This is a genomic window from Streptomyces sp. NBC_01216 (assembly GCF_035994945.1).
Classification (GTDB): domain Bacteria; phylum Actinomycetota; class Actinomycetes; order Streptomycetales; family Streptomycetaceae; genus Streptomyces.
Genome location: NZ_CP108677.1, coordinates 1,268,977 through 1,280,684 on the forward strand (window position 1 = coordinate 1,268,977; position 11,708 = coordinate 1,280,684).

The following is an 11,708-nucleotide window of genomic DNA, read 5'->3' on the forward strand; positions in this document are numbered from 1 at the left end:
CGCTGCCCCCGTGCACACGGCGCAGCGGGGGCGAGCGCCGCACACCGTCCGCTCCCGCCCCCCGCGGGAGAGGACCCCGGCCTCGGACCGGTCCCTGTGGTCACAGACCGATCCCCGAGGCCCGCCGTAGCCCCAGCGGGTGGCGGGACCGCAGCCGGTCCGGCCCACCCGTCCCCCGCCGTTGCCTCGCCCGAGAGGGCCGGCCGGCCCACCCACAGGGGTCTCGTGCCCCTTTCACGCCCGCACCGTCAGGAGCCACCTCATGAACAAGGACCTGTACGAACTCGGTGACGCGCCTCCGCTCGGCGAGGTCCCGCGCCGCATGTACGCCTCCCTGATCCGTCCGGAGCGCTACGGACAACCCGTCGACGCCTTCCGCACCGAGGTGGTGGACGTACCCCCCGTCGGACCAGGACAGGTCCTCATCAAGGTGATGGCGGCCGGCGTCAACTACAACAACGTGTGGGCGTCGCTCGGCGATCCGGTCGATGTGGTGGCCGCCCGGCAGAAGCGCGGGGAGCCCGAGGACTTCCACATCGGAGGTTCGGACGCCTCCGGCGTCGTCTGGGCCGTCGGCGAAGGCGTGCGCAGCGTCACCCCCGGTGACGAGATCGTGCTGCTGGCCACCGTCTGGGACGAGAGCGCCGAGGACATCCGCCTCGGCGCCGACCCCTGCACCTCGACCTCGCAGCGGGTCTGGGGCTACGAGGAGAACTACGGCTCCTTCGCCCAGTTCGCCGTGGTGGAGGAGTACCAGTGCCATCCCAAGCCCAAGCGGCTCTCCTGGGCGGAGGCCGCCTGCTACATGGCGACCGGGGCCACGGCCTACCGTCAGCTCTTCGGCTGGCAGCCGCACACGGTCCGCCCCGGTGACCCGGTTCTGATCTGGGGCGGAGCCGGCGGTCTGGGCTGCATGGCGATCCAGTTGGTCCGCCACGCCGGCGGCATCCCCATCGCGGTGGTCTCCAGCGACGAGCGCGGCACGTACTGCCAGGAGTTGGGCGCCAAGGGCTACATCAACCGCAGCGGTTTCGATCACTGGGGCCGTCTGCCCGACACCTCCGACGATCAGGCCATGGGCCAATGGCTGAAGGGGGCTCGCGCCTTCGGACGAGACTTCTGGGAGGCGTTGGGCGAGCGCCGGGCCCCGCGGATCGTGGTGGAACACTCGGGCGCCGACACCATTCCCACCTCCATGTACATGTGTGACAACGCGGGCATGGTCGTCATCTGCGGCGGTACCACCGGCTACAACGGTGACGTGGACCTGCGCTTCCTGTGGATGCGCCAGAAGCGGCTCCAGGGCTCACATGTCTCCAGCTCCCGCGAGGCCCGCGAGATCACCACGCTCATCGGCCAGGGGGTCATCGACCCCTGTCTGTCGCTGACCCTCGGCTTCGAAGAGATCGGCAAGGCCCACCAGTTGCTTCATGACAACGAGCACCCGGCGGGCAACATGGCCGTGTTGGTGAACGCCCAGGGCTAGCGCTTGTTCCAGGTTCGGATCATGTTGGCCGGAGGCTGCGGATCCAGATCACGGCACCGCGTAGGTGGAGTCCGGCGAGGTAGCTGGTGGCGGTCTTGTCGTAGCGGGTGGGTGCGCCACGAGGCGCCATGGAATCGAGTGAGGTGAGAGACCTTCACCACCGGGTTGTCGTAGCAGTCCGGTCGAAGCCGGGGGCAGTTCGGTTCGGGGGATGTCGAGCCTGGCGGTATGCAGCCCCGACAACGCCGGGACGGGTTGGTGCTGCCAGACGACCCGGGTCCGGCTGGCGAGACAGGAAGGTGCACGCGAGGAATCAGTGCCTGACGCCCCGTAACTACGACCCCGGCTCGAACCTGGCGGATCCGGGCCGGACGCAGTGCACGACCACCGGCGCTCGTCGGTGGTCGACTCCGAAGCCGACTCTACTCATCGGTGGGGAGGCCACGCTGAAAGTCCGCGGCGTAAGCGTGGCGATGCTGCCGGGGTAGAGCTGTGCACCTCACCTGTCGATCGATTCGTGGTGAACGTGGGGACTGTCCGCGCCCGCCCCCGATCGGACATCCAGTCCGATCGGGGGCGGGCGCATCGCCGGCTGATGGCCGCCGGGCAGGACGGAGGCTCCGTAGTGCTCCGAGGCCGGGAAAGCCGGTCACATGGGGAAGGGGGCCGGCAAGTCAGCGGTGAGGAGACTGGAATGCGTGGATGAGGGTGACACGCCGGATCCGACGCAAGCACCCCGGGATCACTTGGAAACAGCTCCGCCGACGCTTTTACGGCGGCGGCTGGTGGCCCGTCACAGAAGAAGCGGAACTGTTCAACCCGGCCAAGGTAAGCACGCCCGGATACCGATACCGGGAAAACTCGTTCCGGCTCCGTGGCCCACTACGGCATGAGGAACTGAACAGCCCGGAACGGGATTTGCCAAGAGCCCGGTGCCCGGAGACGGGCACGCCGGGTTCGGGAGGCGGCTCGGGGAAACCCACTGGTGGAAACACCAGCAGGGCGCCCCGAGTCGACCTCACCCAGCGCCACTCCTTGCCGCGCGTGCACGGGACGTGAGGGGCACCCGACGACGGGACGTGCTCGGGTGCCTCGGCAACGCGCGGTGTCATGACCGTCGCCCCGCACCCGCCGGGGGCCACCGGACTGGCCTCAGCGGAGCCTGGTCAGGTGGGGTCGGGCTGTTCCCGGCCCCACCGAGCCCGCTCGCGTCCGGCGACCGTCGTCCAGGCGAACGCGCCATGGGCCACCGCGCGCACCTCCACCGCGAGCAGCCTCCCGGGGCGTGATCCGGGCCAGGCGTGGAATCCGCCGGCGATCGGCCGGACCGCGATGCCCAGCAGGGTGCGGGGCGCCTGCCCCTCGGGCAGCAGGACGCTGAACGCCTTGTAGGCCGCCTCCTTGGCGCAGAACGCCTGGAGCAGACGCCACCAGGCCCGCGCCTCGTCGGGAGCGGACACGGTCCAGGCCCGTTCCTCGGGGGTGAGGACGAGATGCGCCGCGGCCAACGGAAGCCCCCGCAGCTCGAGGTCGCAACCCAGCGCCGCATAGCGTTCGGCCCGCGCGGCCAGGGCCACGGCCAGCCCGCCATCGTGGCTGATGGAACCCACACTGCCGGCCGGGAAGACCGGCTTGCGGCCGGCCCGGAGGATCTCCCCGGCCGGCAGATCGGCCTCGGTCAGTGCGCGGCGCGCCGCGCAGCGCCCGGCGAGGAAGTCACCACGGCGCGGCGCCGGCATCGCGCGCGCCTGGGCGTCCTCGAACGGGCCCGCCGGCTCCGCTTCGCTCTCCCCCGCCACCGCGGTGCCCAGGGTCAGCCCTCGCGGACCGAGGAGGGGCCGCAGCTTCGACAGCGCCGCGGCGGCGCTCGTGTGCACCCCCGCTGGGCCCTGCTCCGTCCGGAGCGCCGCGCGGTGGACGGCCCGGCCCGTGGACGTGGCGTCATACCGGGCCGGACCGCGCGGGTCAGGCACGCAGCAGCTTCTTGATGATCTTCCCGGCGGGGTTGCGGGGGACCTCCTCGATGAACCGCAGGGTCTTCGGACGTTTGTAGGCCGCGAGACAACCGGTCAGATGGCGTTGCAGAGCGGCTGCGGTGGTGCCGTCATCGGCCACCACGTAGGCGAGCGGGACTTCCCCGTAGTCCGCGTCGGGGACCCCCACCACCGCGGCGTCCCGCACCGCGGGGTGCGTGCGAAGGGCCCGCTCGATCTCGGAGGGGTAGACGTTCTGTCCGGCCCGGATGATCAGGTCCTTGCTTCGGTCCACCAGGTGGATGTAGCCGGCGGTGTCAAGGTAGCCGAGGTCGCCGGTGCGCACCCAGCCGTCCACGGTGATCTCCGCGGTCGCCGCCTCGTCGCCCCAATAGCCCTGCATCACCCCCGGCCCGCGCACCCAGACCTCCCCGATCCCGCCCGGCTCCGACTCCTGTCCACCGGAGTCCACCGCGCGGGCCGACATCCCCGGGATGACCCGGCCCGCCGGAATGATCTCCGGGACGGCGTCGGGGTCGGGATGCTCCTCCGGCCCCAGAGTCACGAACGGGCCGCCGACCTCGGTCATCCCGTAGACCTGGCGGAATCCGCACCCCAGGCGTTCGGCGGCTTCCGCGTAGACCTCGGAGGGCATCGGCGCGGCACCGTACAGGACCTCACGCAACCGTGACAGGTCCGCGGTCTCCGCCGCCTTGGCCCGCAGGAGGAAGCGCAGCATCTGCGGCACCAGCCAGACGTGGGTGGCCCGGTGGCGTTCCAGGGCGGCGAGCGCGGTCTGGGGCTTGAACCCGGGCATCAGCACCACGGTTGCGCCCGCCGCCAGGTAGGTCAGCGACACGACCATGCTGCCGTGGTAGAGCGGGCAGCAGTTGACCAGCACCATGTCGCTCTCGGGGCGGGCCACGGCGAGCCAGCCGAGCGCGATGGCCCGGAAGGACGCCTGGTCGACGGTGACGCCCTTGGCCTGGCCGGTGGTCGCCGACGTGTGGAGGATCGCCACCGGCTCGGTGTCGGAGACTTCCGGCAGGGCCTTGCCGCCGTGCAGGCCGAGCTCCGCGAACTCCGGTTCGTCCAGGCAGATCCGCCGGCGCACGGGAAGCCGGGGGTGACGGGCGAGCAGCTCCTTCTCACCGATCACGGCGACGGCCCCGGTGCGCTCGAGGATCCCGGCGACCTCCACGGGCGTCAGGCTGTGGTTGACGGGGACGAACAGCGCGCCGATCCGGGCCAGCGCGAAGTAGGACTCCATGACCTCGATCCGGTCCAGGGACAGCACCGCGACACGGTCCCCCCGGCCGATTCCGAGCTCCGCGAGGCCCTGTGAGAGACCTTCCACCCGGTCGTGGAACTCCGCCCAGGTGACGGAGCGCCTGTCGTCCACCAGAGCGGTGCGCTGCGGGAAACACTGGCGGTTGCGCTCCACCAGCTGCGTCAGCCACATCAGTTGGCGCCCGACTGCGCGGTGGTCTCCCGATCGGCGAGGTAGCGCTCGAAGTCGGCGATGGTGGCGAGCCCCTCCATGTCCTCGGCCGTGACCTCCGCGCCGGTCCGCTGCTCGATGAGCAGGACCAGGCGCACGAGGTCTCCGGAGTCGATGCCGCTGGCACTGAGGTCCTCGTCGTCACCGACACCTTCGGCGAACTCCGGCGTCCCCGTCAGCTCAACCAGCATCGTCCTGATGGTGCTCATGGCGTAACCCCTCTCAGCGCGTTCACGCCGCGCCGGTTTCCGTTGGCACTGACTACCGGAGAGAGAGACGGGGGACGCCGCGCACACTCCCCGGCCGTGCCGTGACCTTCATCACGCAACGTCCTGCCGCGCCCAGGGATTGTCACCCGGCTCGCCCGTCTCTTTCCTTCCGAGAGGCACTGCCGCGACGGCGGTGGCGCGGACGAAGGGTGATCCGAGGTGAGCGCGCAACCCGCCGGACCGGAAGGTCCCGCGCACGACGTGCAGGAGCTGACCGAGCACTTCGAGGCGCTCCTTGCCGCCGGTGAACAGATCGAGCCCCGGGACTGGATGCCCGACGGATACCGCCGGATGCTGATCCGTCAGATCGCGCAGCACGCGCACTCGGAGATCATCGGTATGCAGCCCGAGGGGAGTTGGCTCACCCGGGCACCCTCACTGCACCGCAAGGCGAGCCTGCTGGCCAAGGTGCAGGACGAGGCGGGTCACGGACTGTACCTGTACTCCGCGGTGGAAACCCTGGGTGTCAGTCGCGCCGACCTCCTCGACGCCCTGCACAGCGGTCACCAGAAGTACGCCGCGACCTTCAACCATCCGGCGTTGACCTGGGCCGATACCGGTGCCATCGCCTGGCTGACCGATGGCGCCGCGGTGGTGAACCAGGCCCCCTTGTGCCAGACCTCGTACGGCCCTTACGCGCGGGCCATGCGACGGGTCTGCCAGGAGGAGGCGTTCCACGTCCGGCAGGGCTACGACGTGCTGTGGACGCTGTGCCGGGGAACACCGGCGCAGCGGCAGATGGCCCAGGACGCGGTGAACCGCTGGTGGCTTCCGGCGGTGGCGTTGATGTTCGGGCCGCCGGACACCGTCGCCCAGGGCGCGGACGCGCGGACCGCGGCCATCGGCGCCTCGGTGTCCAGGCGCTCCCTGGCCTGGGGCATCAAGCGGCACACCAACGACGAGTTGCGCCAACGCTTCGTCGACAACTGCGCACCGCAGGCGGCGCGGTTGGGGGTGACGCTGCCCGACCCGGCGATCCGCTGGAACGAGGAGCGCGGGCACTACGACTTCAGCCCGATCGACTGGCAGTCGTTCCGCGGCGCGCTCGGCGACGGCTCGCACTGCGCCCGTCAGCGCCTCTCCCGCCGGGTGGCGGCACACCGGGAAGGAGCCTGGGTCCGCGAGGCGGTCGACGCCTACGCTGCGGGACTCACCGAAGAGGAAGGGCACGTCGCGTGAACGAGCGGCCGGTGCGGGTGCAGACCCCGTGGGAGGTGTTCGTCCGGCCGCGCCGCGGTCTGGCACACCAGCACGTCGGGGCGGTGCACGGGGCTGATGCCGAGATGGCCCTGGCCAACGCCCGTGAACTCTATACGCGTCGGGGCGAGACGGTCTCCCTGTGGGTGGTGGCCTCCGCATGCGTACACGCGGCGTCACCGGACGAGAAGGACCCCTTCTTCGCCAACGCGGCCCACAAGCCGTACCGCTACCCGGAGCACTACATCCCCTTGAACGAGGACGGCGGGCATGAGCTCTAGCACCGCACCCGCGGTTCAGCTCGACCTGGCCGAGTACGTGGTCCGGTTGGGCGACGACGCCCTCGTCCTCAGTCAGCGGCTGTGCGAATGGGTCACCCGGTCCCCCACCATCGAGGAGGACCTGGCGTTCGCCAACCTCGCCCTCGACCTGCTCGGCCACGCCCGGACGCTGCTCGACCACGCCGGTCGACTCGACGGCACCGGTCGCGGCGAGGACGATTTCGCCTTCGACCGCACCGAACGGGATTTCCGCAACACCCTGCTGGTGGAGCTCCCCCGCGGGGACTTCGCGTTCACGATCGCGCGGCAACTGGTGTACGCGCACTACAGCGCGCTGTTGTGGACCGCGCTGGAGAGCTGCGCGGACGAGGTACTGGCGGCGTTCGGCGCCCGGGCGGCCCGCGAGGTGGAATACCACCGGCTGCACGCCGCGCAGTGGACGGTCCGGCTGGGACGGGGCACCGCCGAGAGCAGGCTACGGATGCAGCGGGGGCTGGACGAGGTATGGCCTTACGCGGACGAACTGTTCGCCTCCGACGCGCTGTCGGACCGCCTTGACGCGGGCGGCATCGTGATCGCGCCGGCCGGCTTGCGTTCCGACTGGCAGCGCGCGGTCAGCGCCGTGATCGAAGAAGCCCGGCTGAGCCCGCCGCGGCCCTCCTGGCGCGCCTCCGGTGGGCGGACGGGGCTGCACAGTGAGGCGTTCGGGCCGCTCCTGGCCGAGCTTCAGGCGGTCCGCCGCCAGCACCCGGGGGGCACCTGGTGAGCGCTGTGGAACGGCTGTCTGCCGAACGCGTGAGGGAGCGGGTGAACCGGGTACCGGATCCCGAACTCCCCATGATCTCCCTGGGTGACCTGGGAGTGGTCCGCTCCGTCGAGGAGGCGTCGGACGGGGCGCTGGAGGTCGTCGTCACGCCGACCTACCTGGGCTGCCCGGCCATGCCCGCGATCGAGGCAGGCATCCGTGAGGCGCTGGACTCCACCGGTCACCCGGACGGCCGCGTCCGCAAGGTCCTCGCGCCCGCGTGGAGCACGGACCGGATCAGCGCCGAAGGGCGCCGCAAGCTCGCCGCGCACGGCATCGCGCCTCCAGGTCCGGCCGGCGACCCACTGCCGGTCCGAATCGGCCTGGGCGCGCCCTGCCCGCACTGCGGATCGACGGCGACCCGGCCGCAGAGCCCTTTCGGGGCCACCCGGTGTCAGGCCGTGCTGGTCTGCACGGCCTGCCGCGAGACCTTCGCACATCTGAAGGCGATGTGAGTGCGCCCGTGTCGACCTCCACGACGACCTCGGTGCCGACCGCCGGGGACCAACATCCGGCGGCAGGGCCCGGGGCGGCACAGGTCCGGCGCGCCACCGGCTGGTACCGGCTTCGGGTCAGCCGGCTGGAACACGTCGGCGAACGGACGGTGGCGATCAGCCTGGACGTCCCCGACCGGTGGGCGGACGTCTTCGCGCACCGGGCCGGGCAGCATGTCGCGGTCCGCCACCACAGGGGCGGAGACGAACTGCGCCGCAGCTACTCGCTCTGCCTCCCGCACGGGGCGTCGGCCGGGATACGCCTGGTGGTCAAGCGCCTGGGGGCCGACGGATTCGGGGACTTCGCCACCAGCACGCTGAGCGTCGGCGACCACCTCGAACTCGCGCCGCCCAGCGGCGACTTCCGGCTCGCCGAAGCGTCCGCGGCCCATCATGTCCTGGTGGCCGGTGGCAGCGGCATCACCCCGCTGCTGAGCATGGCAGTGGCGGCACTCCGCTCGGACCCCCGTTGCCGGGTCTCGCTCCTCTACGCCAGCCGAACGGCCCAGTCCGTGCTTCTCGCGGACGAACTGGCCGACCTCAAGGACGCCTATGCCGACCGCTTCTTCGTCCTGCACGTCCTGTCCCGGGAGTCCCAGGGGAGCGAGCTGCTCTCGGGGCGCATCGACGTCGAACGGCTGCCCGGGCTGCTGCGCCTGCTCGGTGCCACGCCCGGCGACGCCTCGCACTTCTATCTCTGTGGGCCCCTGGGTCTGGTGGAGACCGTTCGCACAGCCCTCGCCCGATGGGGCGCGGCTCCCGGTCAGGTGCGCTTCGAGCTCTTCACCACGGGGGGTGCGCCGCGGACGCCGCAAGAGGAACCACTGGGGCGCACCGGCCGCATCACGGCACGACTGGACGGCCGTACCACGGAGGCGGTGATGTTTCCGGAGGACCGCGTGCTTCTCGACGCGGTGCTGCGTGCGCGGCCGGAGACCCCGTACTCCTGCCGGGACGGCCTGTGCGGTGGTTGCAGGGCCAAGGTGACCGGCGGAAGCGTACTGATGGGCCGCCAGTACGCCTTGGGGCCCGCGGAGATCTCGGCCGGCTACACCCTCACCTGCCGGGCGCGACCGGAGTCGGACGAGGTCGCCCTCGATTTCGACGCCTGAAACCCGGGGGCTCGCACCCCGCGCGTCCCCGATCCCTCCCCCTTCCTCCTCAGGAGCGCTGCAAGCATGACGATCACCCCAGGTAGGCTCACCGGCCGTACGGCCCTGGTGACCGGCGGCAGTCGAGGGATCGGACGGGCGATCTCGCTGCGGCTCGCCGCCGAAGGCGCCTTGGTGGCCGTGCACTACGGGCACGACGCCACCGCCGCCGACGACACCATCAGCGATATCGAAGGGGCCGGTGGCCGGGCGTTCGCCGTGCACGCCGAGTTGGGTGTCTCCGGTGACGCCGAGACCCTGTGGGCCGCCTTTGACAAGCAGGTGTCGGAGTTCGGAGCGGGCTCCGGTGTCGACATCCTCGTCAACAACGCGGGTATCACCCTGCCCAGGCGGATCGCGGACGTGAACGAAGAGGACTACGACCGGCTGTTCGCCGTGAACGTCAAGGCACCGTTCTTCGTCCTCCAGCGGGCCCTCGGTCGGCTGCGGGACAACGGCCGGGTCATCAACATCTCCTCAGGTGTGACCCGGATCGCCATGCCTCAGATCGTGGCCTACGCGATGACCAAGGGAGCGCTGGACACCCTCAGCCTCACCCTGGCGCAGGAGTTGGGCCCCCGGGGCATCACCGTGAACACGGTTGCGCCCGGCTTCACGATGACGGACATCAACCCGACCCTGCAGGTGCAGCGGGTCCTCGACGCCTACGCTTCCGCGTCCGTCTTCAACCGGATCGGACAGCCCTCCGACATCGCCGACGTGGTCGCGTTCGTGGCGAGCGATGACGCCCGCTGGGTCACCGGGCAGTGGTTGGACGCCACCGGAGGCACCCACATCGGACTGCCCGCCTCGTGATCCCTCCGCCCCCGTGCCTCACCTGACCTGCGAAGGAAGCCCATGAACGGATTCTGCCCGGCCGCCGCCGAAGCACCAGCCCTGGACTTCGAGGGGACGACACCCTACGAGGACTACGTCCGCGCATCGGTGTTGTCCTCTCTCCAGCAGCCCCTGACCAGCGACCAGGGCGAGATGGCCTTCCTGGTGACCACCCAGGTCATGGAACTGTGGTTCACCCTGCTCGTCCACGAGTGGCGCACCGCCAGGGACGCCTTGCTCAAGGACGACTTCGAACAGGCCATGGACGCGCTGCGTCGCAGCCGGCGCACCCACCAGGCGCTCAACGACTCCTGGCAGCCGATCGCGGCCATGACCCCGGGGCAGTTCAACGGTCTCCGGGATGCCTTCGGCGCGGCCTCCGGCTTCCAGTCGGCGATGTACCGGCACATGGAGTTCCTCCTCGCCGACAAGTCGCGGTCCCTGGTGCAGGCTCATCGAGGACACCCGGCCACCTACGCCGAACTCCAGGAGGCGCTGGCCCAGCCTTCCCTGTACGACGAGGTCCTCGGCTACCTGCACCGACGTGGTCTGCCGGTCCCCGAGCGGGTCCTCTCCCGGGACCCTCGCGAGGCATACACGCCGGACTCGCAGGTCGAGGAGGTCTGGCGGCAGATCTACTCCGGCCCGCCGCATGACCCTCTGGTGCGTCTCGGCGAGGAGCTCACCGACATCGCGGAACTCGTCCTGCGCTGGCGCAACGACCATCTGTTCGCCACCCGTCGTGCCCTGGGCAGCAAGGTGGGAAGCGGCGGCTCCGCGGGCGTCGCCTGGTTGGAGAAGCGGGCCGACCGTTCCGTGTTCCCCGAGCTCTGGAGCGCCCGCAGCCATGTCTGACGCACCGTCCGCCCAGCGGCGCACCGCATCCGCCTTCGCGTTGGAGGAAGAGCGCCGGGTGCTGAGCCTGAAGCCGGTACTGGCGCCCCGGCACCACCGGTACGGATCGCACCCGAACCAGGTGTACGACCTCTGGCCGGCTGACGACCCCGACGCCCCGCTGGTGATGTTGCTGCACGGCGGCTACTGGCGTTACGACCGCATGCACCTGACGCCGTTCGCCGCCTACGTGGCACGGCACGGATTCACCACCGTGCTGCCGGGATTCCGGCGGTCAGGTGGCGCCGGTGGGTATCCCGCCACCTTCGACGACATCGCCTTGGCCGTCGAGACCATCCCGCAGGGTCGCCCGTTCGTACTGGCCGGCCACTGTTCCGGAGGCCATCTCGCGCTGTGGGCCGGGGCCCGCTCCCTGTTGCCGGCCGACTCCCCCTGGTACACGGGGACCGCCCTCCCCACGGCGGTACTGGGGCTGGCTCCGTTGACCGACCTCGCGGCGACGATCCGCGACGACCTCAGTGAGGGCGCCGGCCTGCAACTGCTCGGCGGTGCCGCACACGTAGCCGCCCGGCTTCCGCTGGTCGACCCCCTGACCATGCTCCGGGGTAAGGGCACGACGGGGGTGCGCACCGTGCTCCTGCACGGCACGAAGGACGAGGAGGTGCCGCTCCACCAGTTCTCCGACTACGCCGCGGTGCACTCCGACGCGGAGGTCGTGACCCTGGCCGGCATCGGTCACTACACCCTGATCGAACCCGGCGCGCCGGCGGCGGACGCCGTCATCGACGTCTTGCGCCTCCTGTCGTCCCCCGCTCCGACGCTCTGACCCCGGCGGCCGGTCGCCACGGCCGGACCCGCC

Annotated in this window: 12 protein-coding genes; 9 read left to right on the forward strand and 3 right to left on the reverse strand. The window is 70.9% G+C overall.

All coding sequences use genetic code 11. The features are described 5' to 3' along the window. The first annotated feature begins 262 nt into the window (after nucleotides 1-262). A complete protein-coding gene (gene ccrA / locus OG393_RS05390; protein WP_327373443.1) occupies nucleotides 263-1,486 on the forward strand; it encodes a crotonyl-CoA carboxylase/reductase in 1,224 nt (407 codons plus the stop codon). A gap of 1,166 nt (nucleotides 1,487-2,652) precedes the next feature. Here the strand turns inward: ccrA and OG393_RS05395 are convergent. From OG393_RS05395 to OG393_RS05405, 3 genes are read right to left on the reverse strand one after another with little or no spacing between them, the layout of a single operon-like run. Next, a complete protein-coding gene (locus tag OG393_RS05395; RefSeq protein WP_327373445.1) occupies nucleotides 2,653-3,459 on the reverse strand; it encodes a 4'-phosphopantetheinyl transferase family protein in 807 nt (268 codons plus the stop codon). Beyond that, a complete protein-coding gene (locus OG393_RS05400; RefSeq protein WP_327373446.1) occupies nucleotides 3,452-4,921 on the reverse strand; it encodes a class I adenylate-forming enzyme family protein in 1,470 nt (489 codons plus the stop codon). The genes OG393_RS05395 and OG393_RS05400 overlap by 8 nt, the downstream gene beginning before the upstream one ends. Continuing rightward, a complete protein-coding gene (locus OG393_RS05405) occupies nucleotides 4,921-5,169 on the reverse strand; it encodes an acyl carrier protein (protein ID WP_327373447.1) in 249 nt (82 codons plus the stop codon). Before OG393_RS05405 ends, OG393_RS05400 begins: the two co-directional genes overlap by 1 nt. 219 nt (nucleotides 5,170-5,388) lie before the next feature. On the opposite strand from OG393_RS05405, the gene paaA reads away from it, so the two are divergent. The 8 genes from paaA to OG393_RS05445 all read left to right on the forward strand — a co-directional run bounded on the left by paaA (nucleotide 5,389) and on the right by OG393_RS05445 (nucleotide 11,675). Next, nucleotides 5,389-6,408 carry a 1,2-phenylacetyl-CoA epoxidase subunit PaaA gene (gene paaA, locus OG393_RS05410; RefSeq protein WP_442817264.1) on the forward strand — a complete coding sequence of 340 codons (1,020 nt, stop codon included), beginning with the start codon at nucleotides 5,389-5,391 and terminating at the stop codon, nucleotides 6,406-6,408. Further along, the gene (gene paaB, locus OG393_RS05415) at nucleotides 6,405-6,707 is read left to right on the forward strand and encodes a 1,2-phenylacetyl-CoA epoxidase subunit PaaB (RefSeq protein WP_327373448.1); all 303 of its coding nucleotides are present in this window, start codon (nucleotides 6,405-6,407) and stop codon (nucleotides 6,705-6,707) included. Before paaA ends, paaB begins: the two co-directional genes overlap by 4 nt. Continuing rightward, nucleotides 6,697-7,473 carry a 1,2-phenylacetyl-CoA epoxidase subunit PaaC gene (gene paaC, locus OG393_RS05420; protein ID WP_327373449.1) on the forward strand — a complete coding sequence of 259 codons (777 nt, stop codon included), beginning with the start codon at nucleotides 6,697-6,699 and terminating at the stop codon, nucleotides 7,471-7,473. The genes paaB and paaC overlap by 11 nt, the downstream gene beginning before the upstream one ends. Next, complete coding sequence (gene paaD, locus OG393_RS05425) at nucleotides 7,467-7,967, forward strand: 1,2-phenylacetyl-CoA epoxidase subunit PaaD (RefSeq protein WP_442817404.1); 501 nt, start codon at nucleotides 7,467-7,469, stop codon at nucleotides 7,965-7,967. The genes paaC and paaD overlap by 7 nt, the downstream gene beginning before the upstream one ends. 8 nt (nucleotides 7,968-7,975) lie before the next feature. Further along, nucleotides 7,976-9,118, forward strand: coding sequence for a 2Fe-2S iron-sulfur cluster-binding protein (locus OG393_RS05430; RefSeq protein ID WP_327373451.1), 1,143 nt, complete (start codon nucleotides 7,976-7,978; stop codon nucleotides 9,116-9,118). A gap of 66 nt (nucleotides 9,119-9,184) precedes the next feature. Further along, nucleotides 9,185-9,973: an SDR family oxidoreductase gene (locus OG393_RS05435; protein WP_327373452.1), complete on the forward strand. Its 789-nt coding sequence runs from the start codon at nucleotides 9,185-9,187 to the stop codon at nucleotides 9,971-9,973. Nucleotides 9,974-10,015: 42 nt separating this feature from the next. Beyond that, nucleotides 10,016-10,849, forward strand: a complete 834-nt coding sequence (locus tag OG393_RS05440) for a tryptophan 2,3-dioxygenase (protein ID WP_327373453.1) — start codon at nucleotides 10,016-10,018, stop codon at nucleotides 10,847-10,849. Next, complete coding sequence (locus tag OG393_RS05445) at nucleotides 10,842-11,675, forward strand: alpha/beta hydrolase (RefSeq protein ID WP_327373454.1); 834 nt, start codon at nucleotides 10,842-10,844, stop codon at nucleotides 11,673-11,675. Before OG393_RS05440 ends, OG393_RS05445 begins: the two co-directional genes overlap by 8 nt. Nucleotides 11,676-11,708: the final 33 nt, after the last annotated feature.